The organism is Streptomyces sp. NPDC046727 (assembly GCF_040645635.1).
In the GTDB taxonomy this organism is placed as follows: Bacteria; Actinomycetota; Actinomycetes; order Streptomycetales; family Streptomycetaceae; genus Streptomyces.
In genome coordinates, this window is the sequence record NZ_JBEYYR010000006.1 from 108144 (window position 1) to 128250 (window position 20107).

Sequence of the window (20107 nt, forward strand, 5' to 3'; positions counted from 1 at the left end):
GTCGCTCCCGCTCCGCATCATCGAGGGTCGTACAGAGCCCCGAGGCGGAGGAAGCGCACCTCGCATGAACGGTCTTGATCTCGAATCCGACGTCGTCACGCTCACGCGCGCCCTCGTCGACCTGCCCTCCGAGAGCGGGGAGGAGGCGCGCATCGCGGATGCGGTGGAGGCGGCCCTGCGGCGCCTGCCCCACCTCGGCGTGGAACGCGTCGGGAACTCCGTCATCGCCCGCACCGACCTCGGCCGGCCGGAACGGGCGGTGCTGGCCGGCCACCTGGACACCGTGCCGGCCGCCGGGAACCTGCCCTCCCGGCTCGCCGGCGGGCGGGTCCACGGGCTCGGCGCCTGTGACATGAAGGGCGGGGTGGCCGTCGCGCTGCGGCTCGCGGCCACCGTGCCCGAGCCCGTCCGCGATCTCACCTACGTCTTCTACGAGTGCGAGGAGGTGGAGGGGGAGCGCAACGGGCTCGGCCGGATCGCCGCCGCCCGGCCGGGGCTGCTGGGGGAGGCGGACCTCGCGATCCTCATGGAGCCCTCCGGTGCCGGTGTCGAGGCCGGCTGCCAGGGCATCCTCACCGCCGACATCGTGGTCAAGGGCGCCCGCGCGCACACCGCCCGCGCCTGGCAGGGCACCAACGCCGCCCACAAGGCCGGGCAGGTGCTCCAGCGGCTCGACGCGCACACCCCCGAGCGGGTCGTGATCGACGGGCTGGAGTACCGGGAGGGGCTCAGTGCCGTCGCCGTACGCGCCGGGGTCGCCGGGAACGTCGTACCGGACGAGTGTGTCGTGACCGTCAACTGCCGGTTTGCGCCCAGCCGTTCGGGCGAGGAGGCGGAGGCGTATGTGCGGGGGCTCTTCCCGGAGTACGAGGTGCGGGTCACCGAGGTCGTCGCCGGTGCCCTGCCCCACCTCGACCGGGTCGGCGGGCTCGTCGCCGCCCTCGGGGGCGAGCCGCGGGCCAAGCTGGGGTGGACGGACGTGGCCCGGTTCGCCGCGCTGGGTGTGCCCGCGCTCAACTTCGGCCCCGGCGATCCGTCGCTGGCGCACACGGCGGGTGAGTACGTCCCCGTGGACCACCTGGAGCGGTGCGAGGCCCGGCTCAGCGCGTGGCTGCGCTGAGGCCCGCCAGCGTCCGTAGCTGGAGCCACAGCACCAGCCGTTCGTCGGGGTCGTCCAGATCGATCCCGGCGTGTTGCTGGAGCTGCCTGAGGCGGTAGCGGCAGGTGTTGGGGTGCACGGCGAGGAGTCTCGCCGCGCCCGCCATGTCGCAGCCCGCGTCGAACCAGCAGACCAGGGTGCGGGCGTACTCCGTGCCGTGCCCGGCGTCGTACGCCAGGACCCGCCGCCACGCGCCCGCGCTCAGCTCCCGTCGCTCGCCCATCACCTCGGTCAGCCGCAGCAGCGTCACCCGGGCCCGCACCTCCTCCACCGCGGCCACCGGCAGCTCCGCGTCCAGCACCCGCAGCACCAGGTCCGCGTCGGCCCGCGAGTCGGCGAGTTCGTCCGCGCCCGGCACCACCTCGCCCAGCGCCGCCCGCACCGGCACCCGCAGCGCCTGCCCGGCCCGCGCCACGATGTCCTCGGCGAGCCGCCGGTGCCGCTCTCCGGGCCCCTGGAGCACGGCGTACACCACGCCGTCCAGGAGCACGCACGCGTGCCGCCCGTAGCGGGCCTCGCACTGCAGGCGTACGACGTCCAGCAGGCGCAGCGCGGTGCGTTCGGTGTCCGGGACGCCCGCGGCGGAGTCCAGGACGAAGGCCGCCACCCGGGCCGGGCCGTCGACCCCCAGGCGGGCGGCGGCCGTCGCCGGATCCGGAGCCGTGCCGTCAAGCAGCCGGCGCAGCAGGTCGCTGCCGCGGTGCCGGGCCAGTTCCCGGGCCGCCCGTGCGCGCAGCAGGAGCAGGGCGGCGGTGGAGGCGCCCTGGGCGAGGGTGTCCTCGGCGTCCGGGGCGAGCGCGCCGCCGTCGATCACCCACACCGAGCCGAGGGTCTCCCCGCCGGCCCGTACCGGCATCGCCAGCCGGGGCAGGCCGGCGTCGGTCAGCGCGGGCAGCCGCACCGGCCGGTCGGCGGCGAACAGCCGCCGGTACTGCTCGGTGTTCTCCGCGCTCGCCGGGACCTGCCGGCCGAGGATGCCCTGCCGGCGGTCCTCGTCCACGGGCTGGCCGGCGACGGTGGAGTAGGCGAGGATCCGCTGCCGCGGGTCCTCGACGGCGGTGGCCCCGCCGGTCGCCGTCGCGATCGCGTCGGCCAGCGCGAACAGGTCGCCGAGCCCGGTGTCGGAGGGCATGGCGGCGGGCTGGGCGGCGATGGCCGAGGCCAGCAGCAGATGGACGTGGTGCCAGGCCGCGTCCTCGGCGATCGACAGCAGGGCCACGCCGTGCTCCTGAGCCGCCGCGACCGGGCCGTCCGCGCCGCGCACGACCACCCCGGTCAGCCCCGCCTCCGCTGCCGCCGCGAGCAGCGGCCCGGCGTCCGCCGCCCGCACCCCGACCGCCAGCAGCAGCCCGCCGGGCAGCCGGGGGAGCGGGATGCGGCCGTCGTGCAGGACGGCCTCGGTGACCGGGACGCCGAGGCCGGCGGGAGCCGTGTGCAGGCGCAGGGCGGGGCCGCCGACGACGTCCAGGAGATCACCGAGGGTGCAGGCGTCCATGAGGTCCCCAGCGGGCTGTTGGCGGATGGTGCAACGAACGTACGCGTGTGTTGGCCGCTCGCACAACACACGCGGAGCCGGCTCCTCCGAGACTCGTGCCATGACAGCAGGAGTCACCATCCGTACCGTCCACGACGTCGCCTCCCTCGCGGCCGTCGCCGACCACTTCAGCGACGTCTGGCAGACGCCCCGCACCGCCCCGCCCTATCCGGCCGAGGTCCTGCACAGCCTGGTGCACGCCGGCGGCGCGGTCCACGCCGCGTACGACGGGCAGCGGCTCGCCGGCGCGTCCGTCGCCGTCCTCGGCGCCGATCGCAGCACGTACTCGCTGGTGGCCGCCGCCGAGCGCGGGCTCGGGCACACCCTGAAGCTGGCCCAGCGCGACTGGGCGCTCGGCCTGGGCGCCCGCACCATGCGCTGGACCTTCGACCCGCTGGTCGGCCGCAACGCCCGCTTCAACCTGGTCAAGCTGGGCGCCGCCGGCACCGAGTACCTGGTCGACTTCTACGGCCCCATGGCCGACGGCGTGAACGACGGCGACGAGAGCGACCGCCTGACGGTGACCTGGGAGCTGGGCGCGCCGACGGCGTCGTACGACGCCGGACCCCGCGGACCGGTCACCGCCACCGCCCCCGACGGCGACCCCCTCGCCCGCCGCGACGAGCGGCACCTGTGGTGCCGGGTGCCGGAGGACGTCGTGAAGCTGCGCGCCGCCGACCCGGCGCTGGCCCTGCGCTGGCGGTACGCGGTGCGCGAGGTGCTGCTGACGGCCTTCGCGGACGGATTCCGGGCCACCGGGATGTCCCGCGACGGCTGGTACACCCTGACCCGGACGGAGGGGGCCGCGTGAAGCTCGAACGCGTCGAGATCGTGCACGTCGCGATCCCGCTGGTCACCCCGTTCCGTACGTCCTTCGGGACGATGACGACGAAGGACACCTTCCTCCTGCACGTCGTCACCGACTGTGCCGAGGGCTGGTCGGAGTTCGCCGCCGACCCCGAGCCGCTGTACTGCTCGGAGTTCGTCGCCGGCGCGGAGATCGTGCTGCGCGACTTCCTGATCCCGCGCGTGGCGGCGCTGGGGGAGGCCACGGCCGCCGCCCTCGCCCCGGCCGTGGCGAAGGTCAAGGGCCACGAGCTGGCGAAGGCGGCCCTGGAGACGGCGCTGCTGGACGCCGAGCTGCGGTCGTACGGCATGCCGCTCGCGACCTATCTCGGCGCGGTACGGGACCGGGTGCCCGCCGGGGTGTCGGTCGGCATCAAGAACTCGGTCCCCGAGCTGCTGGACGACGTCGAGCGCTACCTCGCCGAGGGGTATGTGCGGATCAAGCTGAAGATCGAGCCCGGCTGGGACGTCGAGCCGGTACGGGCGGTCCGCGAGCGCTTCGGCGACGACCTGCCCCTCCAGGTCGACGCCAACACCGCCTACACCCTCGCCGACGCCGCGCACCTGCGGCGGCTGGACGCGTTCGGGCTGCTGCTGATCGAGGAGCCGCTGGAGGAGAACAACCTGCACGCCCACGCCCTGCTCCAGCAGCGGCTGTCGACCCCGGTCTGCCTGGACGAGTCCCTGCACCACGCCCGCGACACCGCGTCCGCGATAGCCCTGGACGCCTGCCGGGTGGTGAACGTCAAGCCCGCCCGGGTCGGCGGCTACCTGGAGGCCCGCCGGGTGCACGACGTGGCCCACGCGCACGGGGTGCCGGTGTGGTGCGGCGGCATGCTGGAGACCGGCATCGGCCGCGCCCCGAACCTCGCCCTGGCCGCGCTGCCCGGCTTCACCCTGCCCGGGGACACCTCGGCGTCCAGCCGCTACTTCGCGGAGGACATCACCGAGCCGTTCGTCCTCGACGAGGACGGCCATCTCCCGGTCCCGGCCGGCCCCGGCATCGGCGTCACCCCCCTGCCGGACGCCCTGCGCCGGTTCACCCGCGAGCGCCGGGACCTCTACGCCGCGTGAGGGGCCCGGGGGCGGTGAGGGGCCGGGGGCCGGACAAGGGCGCCGGGTTAGATTGACCCCGTGCTCTCACGTCTCACACGCCCCCAGGCCCTCGCCGTCTGCGCACTGCCCGCCGCGGCACTGCTCGCCACGGCGGTGTTCGCGCCGCTGCCGTTCTCGGTGGCGCAGCCCGGGAGCACGGCGAACGTGCTCGGCGCCTACCGGGGCACCCAGGTGATCACGGTCTCCGGCGCGGCGACCCGGAAGACCAGCGGGCAGCTGCGGATGACGACGATCGTGGCGACCGGCCCGGACACCCGGGTCTCCCTCGGTGACGTGCTCGACAACTGGTTCCGTACCGACCGGGCCGTCATGCCGCGCGACGCGGTCTACCCGAGCGGTGACACCGTCAAGGAGATCGAGAAGCACAACCAGGCGCAGATGGAGGAGTCCCAGGACGCGGCGGCCCAGGCGGCGCTGAAGTACCTCGGGCTCAGCCCCGACAAGGTCAAGGTCACGCTGAAGCTCGCCGACGTGGGCGGGCCCAGCGCGGGGCTGCTGTTCACCCTGGGGATCATCGACAAGCTGGACGGCGACGGCAGCGGCGGCGACCTCACCGGAGGCCGCACGATCGCCGGTACGGGCACGATCGACGCGGCCGGCAAGGTCGGCGCGGTCGGCGGGGTGGCCCTGAAGACGCAGGCCGCGCGCCGGGACGGGGCCACCGTCTTCCTGGTCCCGAAGGCGGAGTGCGGCGAGGCGAAGGCGGAGCTGCCGAAGGGCCTGCGGCTGGTTCCGGTGACGACGCTCAAGGGCGCGGTCGACTCCCTGGTGGCCCTGGAGAAGGGCAAGGGCCCCGTTCCGAGCTGCTAGTCCCCGGCGGGAGAGGGCGGGCTACGTCACGAACCCCTCCTGCTTCATCCAGTCCAGCGCCACCTGGTGCGGGTCCTCGCCGTCGACGTCCACCCTGGCGTTCAGGGTCCGCGCCACCGTGTTGTCCAGCTTCCGGGTGACGGGCTCGATGACGCCCGCGATGGCCGGCCACTTCTCCAGGACCTTCGTGTTGACCACGGGGGTGGCGTTGTAGTGGGGGAAGAACTTCTTGTCGTCGGCCGTCACCACCAGGTGCATCGATGTGATGCGGCCGTCGGTGGTGAACACCTCGCCGTAGGCGCAACCGCCCTTCGCCACCTGGGTGTAGATGATCCCGGTGTCCATCTGGGTGACGTTCCGCGCCGGCAGGCTCATGCCGTACGCCTTCTCCATGCCGGGCAGCCCGTCGGCCCGGTTGGCGAACTCCCCCTCCACGCACAGGGTGACCGCGCCCGGGTCCTTCTTCGACAGCGCGGCCACCTCGGACAGCGTCCTCGTGCGGTACTTCCGGAAGCCGGCCCGGTTCATGGCGAGCGCGTAGGTGTTGTCGAGCTTCGAGGGCTGCAGCCAGGTCAGCCCGTTGCGCAGGTCGGAGTCCCTGACGGCCTGCCACTGCTTCCGCGGATCGGGGATGGGGTCGCTGTTGCCCAGGTAGGTGATCCAGCCGGTGCCGGTGTACTCGAACTGGGCGTCCGCGTCCCCCTTCCGGACCGCCTCCCGGGAGCCGATGGACCCCTGGATCCCGGTCCGGTCGACGACGTCCGCGCCGGCCGCCTGGAAGGCGATCCCCATGATCGCGCCGAGGATCAGCTGCTCGGTGAACTCCTTCGAGGTCACCGTGAGACGGGCTCCCTTGAGCGGTTCGCCCCGGCCGATCGTGCCGGGCCCGACGTCGTCGGTCATGGGGGAGCCGCTGCTCAGCCCGCAGCCGGCCGGTACGAGGAGCAGCGCGGCCAGCACCGGGCACACCCGGCGCCTCATGTGCCCGCCTCCAGACCCCGTGGCCGCAGCAGCACCTCCGCCAGCGAGGCCAGCCAGTCCACCAGCAGGGCCAGCGCCACGGTCAGCACCGAGCCCAGCACCAGCACCGGCATGCGCTGGGTGGTGATGCCGGTGGTGATCAGCGTGCCGAGGCCGCCGCCCCCGCCGAAGGTCGCCAGGGTGGCCGTACCGACGTTCAGCACCAGGGCGGTTCTGACGCCGGCGAGGATCAGCGGGACGGCGAGGGGCAGCTCGACGCGGCCGAGCACGCCGAGCGGGGACATGCCGATGCCACGGGCCGCCTCCAGCAGGGCGGGATCGTTGGCCTGCAGGCCGGCGATCGTGTTGGAGAGCACCGGCAGGACCGCGTAGACGATGATGCCGATCAGGGCCGCCTTCGCACCGGTGCCGAGCCAGATGACGAGCAGGGCCAGCAGGCCGATCGCCGGGGTCGCCTGGCCCGCGTTGGCCAGCGTCATGGCCGCCGGGGTGGCCTTCCGGAACGCCCGCCGGGTCAGCACGATGCCCAGCGGGACGGCGATGACCAGCACGAAGAAGGTGGAGATCACCGTCAGCCGCACGTGCTGCCACAGCGCCTTCGAGACCTGGCCGCCCGACAGCGCGTTCCGGGAGATCGTGTCCAGGTCCGCCTGCCGGAACCACAGCCAGGTCGCGAGGAGTACGGCGATCAGGAACGCGGGCAGCACGGTCAGCCGCGGCCAGGTCAGCCGGCGGCCGGGCGGGCGCCGGGGCGGGGGCGGGGCCTCCTGCTCCGCCTCGCCCTCGTCATGGAAGGCGGGCTGCTCGGCCTCGTGCTCGCCCTTCGGCCGCTGAGCGGTGCTCATGCCTTCGTCACCCCGCCGGGACCCTCCTGCTCGAAGTGGGTCTGCTGGGCGCGCGCCTCCTCCAGCTCGGCCTGCGCCTCCATGGCCTCCAGCCGGTCGGCCTCCAGCAGCTCGTGCACGGAGTTCATCAGCGTCTCCATGTCGACCACGCCGATGTACTCGCCGCGCCGCCCGGTCACCGCGACCCGGCCCGCGTTGTCCGTCAGTACGGCCTCCAGCGCGTCCCGGAGGGTGGCGTCCCGGGTCACCGTGTCGTGCACCAGCGTGCCCGCGCGGGCGAGCGAGCCGCGGGCCCGCATCAGGTCGCCGCGCCGCAGCCACTTGTAGGGCCGGCGGCGCCTGTCCAGGAGCAGGATCTCGTTGGTGCCGCTGCCCCGCAGGTACCCGAAGATCTGCTGGAGCGGGGTGTCCACGGTCACCGTCGGGTAGTCCCGCATCTCCACGTCCCGCACCCGGGTCAGGTTGAGCCGCTTCAGGGCCGCGCCGGCGCCGACGAAACCGGACACGAAGTCGTCGGCGGGGTTGGTGAGGATCGCCTCCGGGGTGTCGAACTGGGCGATGTGCGAGCGTTCGCGCAGCACCGCGATCCGGTCGCCCAGTTTGATCGCCTCGTCGAAGTCGTGGGTGACGAACACGATCGTCTTGTGCAGTTCGCGCTGGAGCCGGATCAGCTCGTCCTGGAGGTGATCGCGGGTGATCGGGTCGACCGCGCCGAACGGCTCGTCCATGAGGAGGACCGGGGGATCGGCGGCCAGCGCCCGCGCCACCCCCACGCGTTGCTGCTGGCCGCCGGAGAGCTGGCGCGGATAGCGGCCGTGGAACTCGCCGGGGTCCAGGCCGACCAGGTCGAGCAGTTCCTCGACGCGGGAGCGGATCCGGCCCTTCGGCCAGCGGAGCATCCCCGGGACCAGGGCGATGTTCTGGGCGACCGTCATGTGCGGGAACAGCCCGGCCGACTGGATCGCGTACCCGACCTTGCGGCGCAGCTTCACCGCGTCGATGCCGGTGACGTCCTCGCCGCCGATCCGGATCCGGCCGCCGGTCGGCTCGATCAGCCGGTTGATCATCTTCAGGGTCGTGGACTTGCCGCAGCCGGACGGGCCGACGAAGATCACCGTCTCCCCGGCCCTGATCTCCATGTTCACGCTGTCGACGGCGGGCTGGGAGCTGCCCGGGTAGCGCTTGGTCAGGTTCTCCAGCTCGATGGCCGCACCCGCGACGGAGGACTCAGACACGGATCCCCCTCGGAATGGTCAGCCGCCCGATCAGGACGTACGCGGCGTCGAACAGCAGGGCGAGGACGATGATCCCGAGGGTGCCCGCGAGCACCTGGTTCAGCGCGTTCCTGCTGCCCAGGGAGGCGAGCCCGCGGAAGATCTCGTTGCCCAGGCCGGGTCCGGAGGCGTACGCGGCGATCGCGGCGATGCCCATCAGCATCTGGGTGGAGACCCGGATGCCGGTCAGGATCGGCGGCCAGGCCAGCGGCAGCTCCACCCGCACCAGCCGCATCGGCCCCGACATGCCGATGCCGCGGGCCGCGTCCACCAGTGCCGGGTCCACCCCGCGCAGGCCCACGATCGCGTTCCGCACGATCGGCAGCAGCCCGTACAGCGTCAGCGCGATCACCGTGGGCGGCACGCCCAGGCCGACGACCGGGACGAGCAGACCGATCATGGCGAGCGAGGGGATGGTCAGAATGGTCGAGGTGGCGGTGGTGGCGAGGTTCCCGGCCCACTCGGAGCGGTAGGTGACGACGGCGACGAGCACGCCGAGGAGGGTCGCCAGGACCATGCACTGGAACACCGCGCTGGCGTGCTGGTAGGCGTCCGTGAGCAGCTGCTGGTGCCGGCTGCCCAGGTACTCCCAGAAGCTCACCCGCGCTCACCCCCGGTCGGTCACGTCTCTTCCCGGTCCCGGGCCGCCTGCTCCACCAGCGGGATGATCCGCAGCGGGACGGGGTTCTCCATGACGATCGCCGTGGAGGCCCGGACGATGCCATCAAAACCGACAACCCGGTCGATCACCCGCTGAAGATCGGCGTTCGAGCGGGCCACCAGCCGGCACAGCATGTCCCCGCTGCCGGTGGTGGTCAGCAGCTCCAGCACCTCCGGCACCGTCGCCAAGTACGCCCGCACGTCGGGGCCTTGGCCCTGCCGGATCTGCAGCGTGGCGAACGCGGTGACCGGGTAGCCGAGGGCCGCCGGGTCCACCTGCGGGCCGAACCCGCGGATGACTCCGTTCGACTGAAGCCGGTCCAGCCGCGCCTGCACCGTGCCCCGGGCCACGCCCAGCCGCCGGGACATCTCCAGCACGCCGATGCGCGGTTCCTCGGCCAGCAGCACGATGATCCGCCCGTCCAGATGATCGATCGCCACGGGACCCCCTGAGATGGTCATCCTGTACAGAAAGACCGCCGATACGGCCATAGTGCTGGTCAGATTGCCCAGCGATGAAGCGAACTATTGCGCACCTTGCCGAGCAGAGCCACCCTTCCGCCATGACGCAGACCACACAGCACACTCCCGACACGACCGCCCGGCAGGACGACCCCTTCCCGGTCAAGGGAATGGACGCGGTCGTCTTCGCCGTGGGCAACGCCAAGCAGGCGGCGCACTACTACTCCACCGCTTTCGGCATGCGGCTGGTCGCCTACTCCGGACCGGAGAACGGCAGCCGCGAGACCGCCGCCTACGTGCTGGAGAACGGCTCCGCCCGCTTCGTCTTCACCTCGGTCATCAAGGCGAGCACGGACTGGGGCCACTTCCTGGACCGGCACGTGGCCGAGCACGGCGACGGCGTCGTCGACCTCGCCATCGAGGTCCCCGACGCCCGCCGCGCGTACGCGTACGCGATCGAGCACGGCGCGAAGAGCGTCGCCGAGCCGTACGAGGTGAAGGACGAGCACGGCACCGTCGTCCTCGCCGCGATCGCCACCTACGGCGAGACCCGCCACACCCTGGTGGACCGCTCCGGCTACGACGGCCCCTACCTCCCCGGCTACACCGCCGCCGCCCCGCTCGTCGAGCCGCCCGCCCAGCGCACCTTCCAGGCCATCGACCACTGCGTCGGCAACGTGGAACTCGGCCGGATGAACGAATGGGTGGCCTTCTACAACAAGGTCATGGGCTTCACGAACATGAAGGAGTTCGTGGGCGACGACATCGCCACCGAGTACAGCGCCCTGATGTCGAAGGTGGTCGCGGACGGCACCCTCAAGGTCAAGTTCCCGATCAACGAGCCCGCCGTCGCCAAGAAGAAGTCCCAGATCGACGAGTACCTGGAGTTCTACGGCGGCGCGGGCGTCCAGCACATCGCGCTCAACACGAACGACATCGTGGCGACGGTCCGCACCATGCGCGCGGCCGGCGTCGAGTTCCTCGACACCCCCGACTCGTACTACGACACCCTCGGCGAGTGGGTCGGCGACACCCGGGTGCCGATCGACACCCTGCGCGAGCTGAAGATCCTCGCCGACCGGGACGAGGACGGCTACCTGCTGCAGATCTTCACCAAGCCGGTCCAGGACCGGCCGACCGTGTTCTTCGAACTCATCGAGCGGCACGGCTCGATGGGCTTCGGCAAGGGCAACTTCAAGGCACTGTTCGAGGCGATCGAACGCGAGCAGGCCAAGCGGGGCAACCTGTAGCCGACGGGTCCCCCGCCGGACGTCCAGGGGGACCGTGGAGCCGCTGCCCGAGACCCAGGGCCGCCTAGGTCTCGGGCAGCGGCTCGTCCGGTACGTCGCCCAGCGCGGCCAGGGCGCCCCGGGCGTCGGGCGCCCTCAGCGGGGAGAAGAAGGGGTTGATCCGCAGCGCCTCCTGCAGATGCCGCCGCGCGGACGCGTACTTCTCCAGCTCGCCCTCGATCACCCCCCGGTGGAACGCGTACAGCGCGCTGCGCACCCCGCCGCCCTTCGTCTTGTCCGTCGCGACGGTCGCGTAGGTCAGCGCCTCCGTGTCCTCGCCGGTCCGGTGCAGCGCCCAGCCCAGCGCGTCGGCCACCTCGATCCCCGGCTGCCGCTGCCACTCCTCCCGCAACCGCTCCACCGCCTCCCACGGGTCCCCGTGGTCCGCCTCGTACCGCCCGATCAGCAGCTCCTGGTCGACCCCGCCCGCCACCGACTCCCGTACCGCGGTCTTCAGCCGCGTGAACTGCTCCTCGGCGAGCTCGGGCTGCCCCAGCGACTCGTACAGCTCGCCCAGTTCCAGCAGGTCCGCGGGGTCCGGCCGCTGCGCGACGACGGCCCGGTACGCGGCCAGCGCCTCGTCGGTGCGCCCCAGCGCGGCCAGCGTCCGCGCCCGCCCCGCCGACGCCGCCCGCTGGTCGGGGTCGAGCCGCAGCGCGGCCACGAAGTGCCGCAGCGCGTCCTGCAGGTCCCCGCGCTCCCAGGCCAGCTGCCCGACCCCGGTCAGCCAGGCGGCCCGCTCGGCCGGGGTGCGGGCGGCGGCCGCCGCGTCGGTCAGCCGGGCCACCGCGTCCTCGCGCCAGCCCCGGTCCCGGTACACCGCCGCGGCCCGCGCCATCACCGCCGGCCGCGCCTCGGCGCCGGTGCGCAGCGCCAGCAGCCTGTCCAGGGTCGCGCGGGCGTTCTTGTAGTCGCCGAGCCCGGTGTAGGCGTCGATCAGCGGCGGATACGCCGTCCACCGCTTCGGCGCCGCCTTCAGCGCCTGCTCGCCGTACTGCTTCGCCGCCGGGAAGTCCCGGCGCGCCAGCGCCAGCGCGGCCAGACCGTCCAGCGCGTCGGTGTTCCGGGTGCCGCGCACCTCCAGCGAGGTCCGCAGCGCCCGCTCGGCCCGCGGATAGTCCGCCACGTCCCCCGCCCGGCGCCCCCGCTCCACGTAGGCCGAGCCCAGCAGCGCCCACGCCCGGGCGTCCTTCGGCCGCGCCCGCACCCGCCCCTCCTGCCGCGCGATGAGCGCCGACAGGCCGGGCAGCGCGGCCGGCACCCCGTACGTCACCGTCGTCAGCGTCGGCGCCTGTGCCTGCGGACCCGCGGCGGGCGGCCGGGCCGCCCGCTGCTGCCGCTCCGTCGGCAGCAGGGTCAGCACCGTGCCGGCCACGACACCGGCCGCCAGGGCGGCGACCAGCACCCGCCGCAGCACCCGCCGGGGCCGGCGCGGTGCCGGCGGCTCGGAGATCAGGGACGTACCCACGCACTGCCGGTTGTCCATGGCGCTCACTGTGCGTCAGTACGACGAGCACATCCGGGTGGCCCAAGGGCGGGGCGGCCGGGGTTCACACCGATGGCCGCGAGTGCCACGCTGTGATCATGAGCCGCATCGAAGCACCGCGCGACGAGCACACGGGCAACCTCACCGACCGGCTCCTGGCCGGCCTGCCGCCCGAGGCCGTCCTGACCGACCCCGACGTCACGGCCTCCTACGCCAACGACATGGCGAGCTTCTGCCCGGCCGGCAGCCCCGCCGTCGTCGTCCTCCCGCGCACCGTCGAGCAGGTCCAGCACGTCATGCGCACCGCCACCGAACTGCGCGTGCCGGTCGTCCCGCAGGGCGCCCGCACCGGCCTGTCCGGCGGCGCCAACGCCACCGACGGCTGCATCGTGCTGTCCCTCACCAAGATGGACCGCGTCCTGGAGATCAGCCCCGTCGACCGGATCGCCGTGGTCGAACCCGGCGTGATCAACGCGACCCTGTCCCGCGCGGTCGAGGAACACGGCCTGTACTACCCGCCGGACCCCTCCAGCTGGGAGATGTGCACCATCGGCGGCAACATCGGCACCGCCTCCGGCGGCCTGTGCTGCGTCAAGTACGGCGTGACCGCCGAGTACGTCCTCGGCCTGGACGTCGTCCTCGCCGACGGCCGCCTGATGTCCACCGGCCGGCGTACCGCCAAGGGCGTCGCCGGCTACGACCTCACCCGCCTCTTCGTCGGCTCCGAGGGCTCCCTCGGCATCGTCGTCCGGGCCGTCCTGGCGCTGAAGCCCAAGCCGCCCCAGCAGCTCGTCCTGGCCGCCGAGTTCGCCTCCGCGACCGCCGCCTGCGACGCCGTGTGCCGGATCATGGAGGGCGGGCACGTCCCCTCCCTCCTCGAACTGATGGACCGTACGACCGTCAAGGCGGTCAACGACCTCGCCCACATGGGGCTGCCCGAGACCACCGAGGCGCTGCTGCTGGCCGCCTTCGACAGCCCGGACCCTGCCGCCGACCTGGCCGCCGTCGGCGCCCTGTGCGAGGCGGCCGGGGCCACCCAGGTGGTCCCGGCCGAGGACGCCGCCGAGTCCGAACTCCTCCTCCAGGCGCGGCGGCTCTCGCTGACCGCGCTGGAGGCGGTGAAGGGCACGACGATGATCGACGACGTGTGCGTGCCCCGCTCCCGGCTCGGCGCCATGCTGGACGGCGTCGAGCGGATCGCCGACAAGTACGACCTCACGATCGGCGTCTGCGCGCACGCCGGCGACGGCAACACCCACCCCACCGTCTGCTTCGACGCCCAGGACCCCGACGAGTCCCGCCGGGCCCGCGAGTCCTTCGACGAGATCATGGCCCTCGGCCTGGAACTGGGCGGCACCATCACCGGCGAACACGGCGTCGGCGTACTGAAGAAGGAGTGGCTGGCCCGCGAGATCGGCCCGGTCGGGGTGGAGATGCAGCGGGCGGTGAAGCAGGTCTTCGACCCCCTCGGCATCCTCAACCCCGGCAAGCTCTTCTGAAGCCCCGGCCGGGGTCACCGGGCGAGCAGCTGGTCGAGCGCGTCGTCGATGCCCAGCTGCCCGCCCTCCGCCCCCGGCGGCACCGCCCGCAGCGTCCGCTCCAGCCAGGCCGACACCTGGGCGGACGGCGCCTCCAGCAGGGCGTCCCCGTCCGGCGAACTCAGCGCCATCAGCACGACACTGCGCCCGTCGGTCTTCGCCGGCCACACCCGCACGTCCCCGTGCCCGCACGGCCGGAACACCCCCTCCACCAGCAGGTCGCGGGCGAACGTCCAGTTGACGGGGTGCTCGGAGTTGATGTGGAAGGTGATGTGGACGGCGTAGGGGTCGTCGCAGCGGTAGCGGAGCCGGGCCGGGACCGGCACCCTCCGTTCCGGCGACAGAATCAGCTTCAGCTCCAGCTCGCGTTCCACCACGGTGTGATGCATGACCTGCGTTTCCCTTCTGACCGGGGCCGCTCGGACCGGGCCCGCACGAGGGAGAGGGGGCACGGGCCGGGCCATTACGCGGGTTCGGGGAAATTTCTTTCGCGGGGCCGTGAGCCCGGCACGGTGTAGCCCGGAAAGGGGTGGGTCCTGTGGGACTGGCGCTGCGGACTGCCGCGGTCTGATAGATGTGGAGGCCCCCATCCCACCCCCGAGCAGATACGGGACGACGGACATGAGCGCCCCAACCCCGGCCCCAGGTGACGACCGGCCCCGCGAGGGCTACTACCCGGACCCGTCCATCCCCGGCTACGTCCGGTACTGGAACGGCGCCTCCTGGGTGCCCGGCACCAGCCGCCCGGCGCCGAAGGACGGCGAACCGCTCACCCCGCCGCCCGGCGTCCACCCGGCCCCGGCGTCCGTGGAGGAGACGGGCCCCCACTTCTTCGACGAGGACCCACCGGCGACGACCGGCACGGACCAGTGGGCACAGCAGGGCCAGGGCGGACACGGTGGCGGTCAGGGCGCGCAGGGTGGACACGGCGGCCAGGCGGCGCAGTGGGGTCAGGCAGGCCAGTCGGGTCAGCCGGGCTCGTCCGGCCAGGCTGCGCAGGGTGCGCAGTGGGGTCAGGCGGGTCAGGCACGTCAGCCGGGCTCGTCGGGTCGGTCGGCTCAGGGCGGTCAGGCCGCGCAGGGCGCGCAGTGGGGTCAGTCGGCTCAGGCAGGCCAGCCGGGCTCGTCGGGTCAGGCCGCGCAGGGCGCGCAGTGGGGCCAGTCGGGTCAGGCGGGCTCGTCGGCCCGGTCCGGCCAGTCCGCGCCGTCGTCCGCCTTCGGGGGTGACCCCGGACATGCCGCACCCTGGGGTGCCGACCCCCGCCTTCCCGCGGACTCCCCGAGCGCGCCCGACGGCCACGGCACCGCCCGTAGCGACGGCACCCCGGCGGAGGACGGCGACGCCCCGGACCCCGGCACCTTCATCTTCCGCCGGCCGATCCCCGGCCCGGCCGCCGTCCACGGCGACGACGGCACGATGACGTTCCGGCCGGTGCCGCCCGGCCCCTCCGGTGCCGAGGGCGGTGCTTCGGGCCCGGCCGGCCTCCCCACGCAGGGACCCGTCGGCGCGCCCGCGAACCCCGGCTTCGGCGCCGGCAAGGCCGCCGCGGCCCGCGCCACCTCCGCGCAGCCGCCCCAGGCGTCCCCGGCGTCCCAGGGCCCGCAGTCACCGCGCATCCCGCAGCCCTCCCCGCCCCCGACCCCCTCCGCCGTAGCCCCTTCGGTACCGCAGCAAGCGGGCCCGCCGCAGGCGGGACCCGGACAGGCCGGGCCCCCGCCATCCGGTGCTTCCGGCACCCCGCTGACCAGCGGTCCCGGTGGCGGGCAGGCGTCCTGGGCGCAGCAGGTGCACCAGCTGGCCGGGGGCGGGGACGAGCAGTCCGTGGCGCCGTGGAAGCCGCCGGTGGAGGACGTCTTCCAGGCCGCCGCGCGCCGGCAGGCCGCCGCCCGCCCCGCCGGCGTCGGCAAGCGGCTCGCCGCACGGCTGATCGACCTGCTGGCGCTGGGCGCCGTGACGGCCGCCGCCGCGGTCCCGCTCGGCATCCGGGCCGTGGACCACGTCCAGGAGAAGATCGACGCGGCCCGGCTCTCCGGCCGCGAGGTCACCGTCTGGCTGCTCGACGGCACGACCGGTACCAGCCTCGGCGTCATCCTCGCCGTGCTGCTCCTCGCCGGTGTCCTGTACGAGGTGCTGCCCACCGTCAAGTGGGGCCGCACCCTCGGCAAGAAGCTGTGCGGTCTTGAGGTGCGGGACATCGAGGCGCACGAGCCGCCGACATTCGGTCCGGCGCTGCGCCGCTGGCTCGTGTTCAGCGTGCCGGGGCTGCTGGTCGTCGGGATCGTGGGCGTGCTGTGGTGCCTGTTCGACCGGCCCTGGCACCAGTGCTGGCACGACAAGGCGGCGCACACGTTCGTGGCGGGCTGACGCGCGGAGCGGGGGGCGTACTCCGTACGGCCGCCTGCCGGATGCGGAGTCCGGAGGTTCGGGTTCCACTCGGGCCATGACCAGCGAACCGCCCCCCGGCTCCGGAGAGCAGCCCCCCGAGGACGACCCGTTCAGGAAGCGGCCCCCGTCGGACCAGGGGTCGGGCTCGCCGTACGACACCCCGCCCGGTGGGGGCCGGCAGCCACCCCCCTACGGCGGCGGCCCGTACGGCGGCTCGCCCTACGGCGGTTACCCCGCCGACCCGCTGGCCGGTATGCCCCCACTGGCTGACAGTGGCATGAGGACCCTCGCGAGGCTCGTCGACATCGTCCTCCTCGCCGTCGTCGATGTGGTGCTCACCCTGCTCCTGGGGCTCCCTGTGAACAGCGAGACGGCCCAGTCCGCGCTGGGTATCGTGTGGCTGCTGCTCATCATGGTGATCCCCATCGCCTACGACACCTTCACGACCGCCAAGTGGGGGCAGACCCTCGGCAAGAAGTGGCTGCGCCTCAGGGTGGCCAACCTCAATGACGGCTCCACGCCCGCCACGCAGACCGCTCTGATCCGCGCGCTCGTGCTGTGGCTTCCGTGCTACTGCTGCTCCTGTCTCTGGCTCGTACTCGCGGGCGGCTGGAGCTTCTTCGACAAGCCGTACAAGCAGGGTCTGCACGACAAGGCGGCCAAGACGGTGGTGGTCAGCACCGGTTGAGCCGAGCGCGTCGTACGGTCACAGGGTCGTCGGGACCCGCTCCTCGTCCGCCACGGGCTCGGCGGGCGCCTGCTCCGTGCGCGCCCCGGGGACGGGGACCGTCATGGCGACCAGGAGGCCCAGCGCGAGTGCCGCGAGGGCGATGACGGTGATCCCGAGGCCCGAACTCGTCTGGGACAGCAGCAGCATGGCGAGCGTCGAGAAGATCACGGTGCAGGAACCGTAGGCGAGCTGTGCGGCGGTCGGACGAGGCATGGCAATCGTGTCCTCGGCAGTCTTCGGAGGCGGGGTGCGGGGGGTGCCGTTCGACTCTCTTGGCGTGCATGCCCGAGCGGAACGCCCGGTAAGCGTGACCTAACCCACGGTACCGGGTGCACAGGGGGCGCATGGAGTCACCCCGCCCGCCAAATGGGCGATGCCCTGCGCCCGTTGGCTGACGGACATGTGTCCGCAAAGCGAACGTCACCTCCGCATAGTGCACTTGTCCTGCTCAAGTCAAGGTCTGTCTTTTCCGCTAAACCTCTAGTCAAATGTCGTCACTTGATTACACGCGTTGATCATGCGCGCACGGATTCCTCCATGACCCGGAACCCCCTGTCCGTGTGCGCGGCGCGGGGGAGGAACTCAAGTGACCAGCAGATCCTGGACGTTCAGAGCGGCCGCCATCGGCGTGACGCTCGCGGCGGCCTCCGCCACGTTCGCGACCTTCGCCGTCGCGGAGGCGAGCACCCCGGCCCGGTCCGCCGCCGCCAACCGGCACGACCCGGCCCCGGTGAAGCAGCAGAAGCACGACCTGGACGGCCCGCTGAGCAAGACCCAGGACGCCCAGCGTGAAGAGGCCCTGAACCAGCTCATATCGGGCAAGGCGAAGGCCCAGGAGCGCAACGGCTCCAAGGTCGTGAAGCTCAAGAGCCGCAAGGGCCGGAGCAAGTACGTCGAGCTGAGCCGCGAGAAGACCGACAAGATCTTCACCATCCTGGTGGAGTTCGGGGACCAGACCGACCCCAAGTACGGCGGCACCGCGGGCCCGCGCCACAACAAGATCGCCGAGCCGGACCGCAAGAAGGACAACTCGACGGCCTGGCAGAAGGACTACGACAAGAAGCACTACCAGGACCTCTACTTCGGCACCGGCAAGAAGACCGAGTCGCTGAAGAAGTACTACGAGAAGCAGTCCTCGGGCCGCTACTCGGTCGCCGGCGAGGTCACGGACTGGGTCAAGGTCCCCTACAACGAGGCCCGTTACGGCAACAACGCCTGCGGCCAGACCAACTGCCCGAGCGTGTGGAACGTCGTCAGCGACGGCCTGAGCGCCTGGGTCGCCCAGCAGAAGGCGGCCGGCCGGACCGACGCCGACATCAAGGCGGACCTGGCCAAGTACGACCAGTGGGACCGCTACGACTTCGACGGCGACGGCAACTTCAACGAGCCCGACGGCTACGTCGACCACTTCCAGATCGTGCACGCCGGTGAGGACGAGTCCGCGGGCGGCGGCGCCCAGGGCAAGGACGCGATCTGGGCCCACCGCTGGTACGCCTTCGGCACCGACGCCGGCGCGACCGGCCCCGCGGGCAACAAGCTCGGCGGCACGCAGGTCGGCAGCACCGGCATCTGGGTCGGCGACTACACCATCCAGCCGGAGAACGGCGGCCTGGGCGTCTTCGCCCACGAGTACGGCCACGACCTCGGCCTGCCGGACGAGTACGACACCGCGGGCGGCGACAACTCCACCGGCTTCTGGACCCTGATGTCCTCCGGCTCCTGGCTGGGCACCGGCAAGGAGTCCATCGGCAACCTGCCCGGCGACATGAACGCCTGGGACAAGCTGCAGCTGGGCTGGCTGAACTACGACACCGCCAAGGCGGGCAAGCAGTCCACGCACAAGCTGGGTGTCGCCGAGTACAACACCTGGGACAAGCAGGCCCTCCTGGTGACCCTGCCGGACAAGGCCGTCACCACCACCATCACCCAGCCCGCCGAGGGCTCGACCCAGTGGTGGAGCGGCAGCGGCAACGACCTCAAGAACACGCTGACCCGGTCGGTCGACCTGACCGGCAAGTCGTCGGCGAGCCTGGACCTGGACGGCTGGTGGGCCACCGAGGACGGCTACGACTTCGTCTACACCGAGGTGTCGACGGACGGCGGCGCCAACTGGACCGCCCTTGACGGCACCGCGGACGGCCAGGCCCTGCCGAAGGACGCCAGCGGCAAGCCGGCCCTGACCGGCTTCTCGCAGACGCACAAGAAGCTGGCGTTCTCCCTCGACGCCTACGCGGGCAAGAAGATCGACCTGCGCTTCCGCTACGCCACCGACGGCGGTGTCGCGGAGAACGGCTTCACGGCCGACAAGATCACCGTGACCGCCGACGGCACCCCGCTGTTCTCGGACAACGCCGAGACCGCGGACGCCGGTTGGACCGCGGCCGGCTTCTCCCGCATCGGCGCGTCCTTCACCAAGGACTACAAGCAGTACTACATCGCCGAGAACCGGCAGTACGTGTCGTACGACAAGACCCTCAAGGTCGGCCCGTACAACTACGGCTTCTCGTCGCGTCCGGACTGGGTGGAGCACTACCCGTACCAGAACGGTCTGCTGATCTGGAAGTGGGACACCTCCCAGGCGGACGACAACACCAACAGCACCAACGGCCACCCGGGCACCGGTCTGATCCTGCCGGTCGACTCGCACCCGAAGGCGCTGAAGTGGGCCGACGGCACGCTGCTGCGCAACCGCATCCAGGCCTACGACTCCCCGTTCAGCCTCTACGGCACGGACGGCATCACCCTGCACAAGGCCGATGTGGCGCTGAAGATCAAGGGCTCGAAGGGTGTCTCGGTCTTCAACGACCACACCAACACCTACTACGACCCGTCGAACCCGACGGGCGGGGTGAAGGTCACTGACACCAACACCAAGATCGCGATCGTCAAGGAAGCCAAGGACGGCTCCACGATCCAGATCAAGGTCGGCCCCGCGGTCAAGTAGTCAGCAAAACCGCAGGTCACAGACGTATCGGCGGCAGCCCCTTGGCGG

General features: G+C 72.5%; 18 protein-coding genes. 9 read left to right on the plus strand and 9 right to left on the minus strand.

What is annotated here, in order from left to right:
* Window positions 1-64 precede the first annotated feature (64 nt).
* Window positions 65-1120, plus strand: a complete 1056-nt coding sequence (gene dapE / locus ABZ937_RS09405; RefSeq protein ID WP_361688019.1) for a succinyl-diaminopimelate desuccinylase — start codon at window positions 65-67, stop codon at window positions 1118-1120.
* On the opposite strand, the gene ABZ937_RS09410 is transcribed toward dapE, so the two are convergent.
* Window positions 1101-2654: a helix-turn-helix domain-containing protein gene (locus ABZ937_RS09410; protein WP_361688022.1), complete on the minus strand. Its 1554-nt coding sequence runs from the start codon at window positions 2652-2654 to the stop codon at window positions 1101-1103. The genes dapE and ABZ937_RS09410 overlap by 20 nt on opposite strands.
* A gap of 100 nt (window positions 2655-2754) precedes the next feature.
* Here ABZ937_RS09410 and ABZ937_RS09415 point away from each other — a divergent pair, with 100 nt between their 5' ends.
* The 3 genes from ABZ937_RS09415 to ABZ937_RS09425 are packed head-to-tail and all read left to right on the plus strand — an operon-like array spanning window position 2755 to window position 5465.
* Window positions 2755-3504: a chorismate synthase gene (locus ABZ937_RS09415; protein ID WP_361688025.1), complete on the plus strand. Its 750-nt coding sequence runs from the start codon at window positions 2755-2757 to the stop codon at window positions 3502-3504.
* Complete coding sequence (gene menC, locus ABZ937_RS09420; protein ID WP_361688028.1) at window positions 3501-4613, plus strand: o-succinylbenzoate synthase; 1113 nt, start codon at window positions 3501-3503, stop codon at window positions 4611-4613. The genes ABZ937_RS09415 and menC overlap by 4 nt, the downstream gene beginning before the upstream one ends.
* A 60-nt stretch (window positions 4614-4673) precedes the next feature.
* Complete coding sequence (locus ABZ937_RS09425) at window positions 4674-5465, plus strand: S16 family serine protease (RefSeq protein WP_361688031.1); 792 nt, start codon at window positions 4674-4676, stop codon at window positions 5463-5465.
* A gap of 21 nt (window positions 5466-5486) precedes the next feature.
* Here the strand turns inward: ABZ937_RS09425 and ABZ937_RS09430 are convergent, their stop codons facing one another.
* The 5 genes from ABZ937_RS09430 to ABZ937_RS09450 are packed head-to-tail and all read right to left on the minus strand — an operon-like array spanning window position 5487 to window position 9666.
* Window positions 5487-6446 carry a glycine betaine ABC transporter substrate-binding protein gene (locus ABZ937_RS09430; RefSeq protein WP_361688034.1) on the minus strand — a complete coding sequence of 320 codons (960 nt, stop codon included), beginning with the start codon at window positions 6444-6446 and terminating at the stop codon, window positions 5487-5489.
* On the minus strand, window positions 6443-7291 hold the full coding sequence (locus tag ABZ937_RS09435; RefSeq protein ID WP_361688037.1) for an ABC transporter permease: 849 nt from the start codon (window positions 7289-7291) through the stop codon (window positions 6443-6445). The genes ABZ937_RS09430 and ABZ937_RS09435 overlap by 4 nt, the downstream gene beginning before the upstream one ends.
* Window positions 7288-8526, minus strand: coding sequence for a betaine/proline/choline family ABC transporter ATP-binding protein (locus ABZ937_RS09440; RefSeq protein WP_361688040.1), 1239 nt, complete (start codon window positions 8524-8526; stop codon window positions 7288-7290). The genes ABZ937_RS09435 and ABZ937_RS09440 overlap by 4 nt, the downstream gene beginning before the upstream one ends.
* Window positions 8519-9166, minus strand: a complete 648-nt coding sequence (locus ABZ937_RS09445) for an ABC transporter permease (protein WP_361688043.1) — start codon at window positions 9164-9166, stop codon at window positions 8519-8521. The genes ABZ937_RS09440 and ABZ937_RS09445 overlap by 8 nt, the downstream gene beginning before the upstream one ends.
* A 20-nt stretch (window positions 9167-9186) precedes the next feature.
* Window positions 9187-9666 carry an Lrp/AsnC family transcriptional regulator gene (locus ABZ937_RS09450; RefSeq protein WP_361688046.1) on the minus strand — a complete coding sequence of 160 codons (480 nt, stop codon included), beginning with the start codon at window positions 9664-9666 and terminating at the stop codon, window positions 9187-9189.
* 122 nt (window positions 9667-9788) lie between these two features.
* On the opposite strand from ABZ937_RS09450, the gene hppD reads away from it, so the two are divergent.
* Window positions 9789-10937, plus strand: coding sequence for a 4-hydroxyphenylpyruvate dioxygenase (hppD, locus tag ABZ937_RS09455; protein WP_361688049.1), 1149 nt, complete (start codon window positions 9789-9791; stop codon window positions 10935-10937).
* 64 nt (window positions 10938-11001) lie between these two features.
* On the opposite strand, the gene ABZ937_RS09460 is transcribed toward hppD, so the two are convergent.
* On the minus strand, window positions 11002-12462 hold the full coding sequence (locus ABZ937_RS09460) for a tetratricopeptide repeat protein (RefSeq protein WP_361688052.1): 1461 nt from the start codon (window positions 12460-12462) through the stop codon (window positions 11002-11004).
* A 92-nt stretch (window positions 12463-12554) separates the two neighbouring features.
* Between ABZ937_RS09460 and ABZ937_RS09465 the strand changes: the two genes are divergently transcribed.
* Window positions 12555-13961 (plus strand): FAD-linked oxidase C-terminal domain-containing protein, encoded by a 1407-nt coding sequence (locus ABZ937_RS09465; RefSeq protein ID WP_361688055.1) that lies wholly within the window; start codon window positions 12555-12557, stop codon window positions 13959-13961.
* Window positions 13962-13975: 14 nt separating this feature from the next.
* Here ABZ937_RS09465 and ABZ937_RS09470 read toward each other — a convergent pair whose 3' ends face one another.
* On the minus strand, window positions 13976-14389 hold the full coding sequence (locus ABZ937_RS09470) for an SsgA family sporulation/cell division regulator (protein ID WP_361688058.1): 414 nt from the start codon (window positions 14387-14389) through the stop codon (window positions 13976-13978).
* A 232-nt stretch (window positions 14390-14621) separates the two neighbouring features.
* On the opposite strand from ABZ937_RS09470, the gene ABZ937_RS09475 reads away from it, so the two are divergent.
* Both ABZ937_RS09475 and ABZ937_RS09480 read left to right on the plus strand, forming a co-directional pair.
* The gene (locus tag ABZ937_RS09475; RefSeq protein ID WP_361688060.1) at window positions 14622-16364 is read left to right on the plus strand and encodes an RDD family protein; all 1743 of its coding nucleotides are present in this window, start codon (window positions 14622-14624) and stop codon (window positions 16362-16364) included.
* A 76-nt stretch (window positions 16365-16440) separates the two neighbouring features.
* Window positions 16441-17073 carry an RDD family protein gene (locus ABZ937_RS09480; protein WP_361688063.1) on the plus strand — a complete coding sequence of 211 codons (633 nt, stop codon included), beginning with the start codon at window positions 16441-16443 and terminating at the stop codon, window positions 17071-17073.
* 18 nt (window positions 17074-17091) lie between these two features.
* On the opposite strand, the gene ABZ937_RS09485 is transcribed toward ABZ937_RS09480, so the two are convergent.
* A complete protein-coding gene (locus ABZ937_RS09485) occupies window positions 17092-17328 on the minus strand; it encodes a hypothetical protein (protein ID WP_361688066.1) in 237 nt (78 codons plus the stop codon).
* A gap of 373 nt (window positions 17329-17701) precedes the next feature.
* Here ABZ937_RS09485 and ABZ937_RS09490 point away from each other — a divergent pair, with 373 nt between their 5' ends.
* On the plus strand, window positions 17702-20059 hold the full coding sequence (locus tag ABZ937_RS09490) for an immune inhibitor A domain-containing protein (RefSeq protein WP_361688069.1): 2358 nt from the start codon (window positions 17702-17704) through the stop codon (window positions 20057-20059).
* The last annotated feature ends 48 nt before the right edge of the window (window positions 20060-20107 follow it).

What these genes read in the sequence shown, in the direction of transcription:
- dapE (WP_361688019.1), top strand. Translation starts at nt 65, where the DNA reads ATGAACGGTCTTGATCTCGAATCCGACGTCGTCACGCTCACGCGCGCC.
- ABZ937_RS09410 (WP_361688022.1), bottom strand. Translation starts at nt 2,654, where the DNA reads ATGGACGCCTGCACCCTCGGTGATCTCCTGGACGTCGTCGGCGGCCCC.
- ABZ937_RS09415 (WP_361688025.1), top strand. Translation starts at nt 2,755, where the DNA reads ATGACAGCAGGAGTCACCATCCGTACCGTCCACGACGTCGCCTCCCTC.
- ABZ937_RS09430 (WP_361688034.1), bottom strand. Translation starts at nt 6,446, where the DNA reads ATGAGGCGCCGGGTGTGCCCGGTGCTGGCCGCGCTGCTCCTCGTACCG.
- ABZ937_RS09435 (WP_361688037.1), bottom strand. Translation starts at nt 7,291, where the DNA reads ATGAGCACCGCTCAGCGGCCGAAGGGCGAGCACGAGGCCGAGCAGCCC.
- hppD (WP_361688049.1), top strand. Translation starts at nt 9,789, where the DNA reads ATGACGCAGACCACACAGCACACTCCCGACACGACCGCCCGGCAGGAC.
- ABZ937_RS09460 (WP_361688052.1), bottom strand. Translation starts at nt 12,462, where the DNA reads ATGGACAACCGGCAGTGCGTGGGTACGTCCCTGATCTCCGAGCCGCCG.
- ABZ937_RS09470 (WP_361688058.1), bottom strand. Translation starts at nt 14,389, where the DNA reads ATGCATCACACCGTGGTGGAACGCGAGCTGGAGCTGAAGCTGATTCTG.
- ABZ937_RS09475 (WP_361688060.1), top strand. Translation starts at nt 14,622, where the DNA reads ATGAGCGCCCCAACCCCGGCCCCAGGTGACGACCGGCCCCGCGAGGGC.
- ABZ937_RS09480 (WP_361688063.1), top strand. Translation starts at nt 16,441, where the DNA reads ATGACCAGCGAACCGCCCCCCGGCTCCGGAGAGCAGCCCCCCGAGGAC.
- ABZ937_RS09485 (WP_361688066.1), bottom strand. Translation starts at nt 17,328, where the DNA reads ATGCCTCGTCCGACCGCCGCACAGCTCGCCTACGGTTCCTGCACCGTG.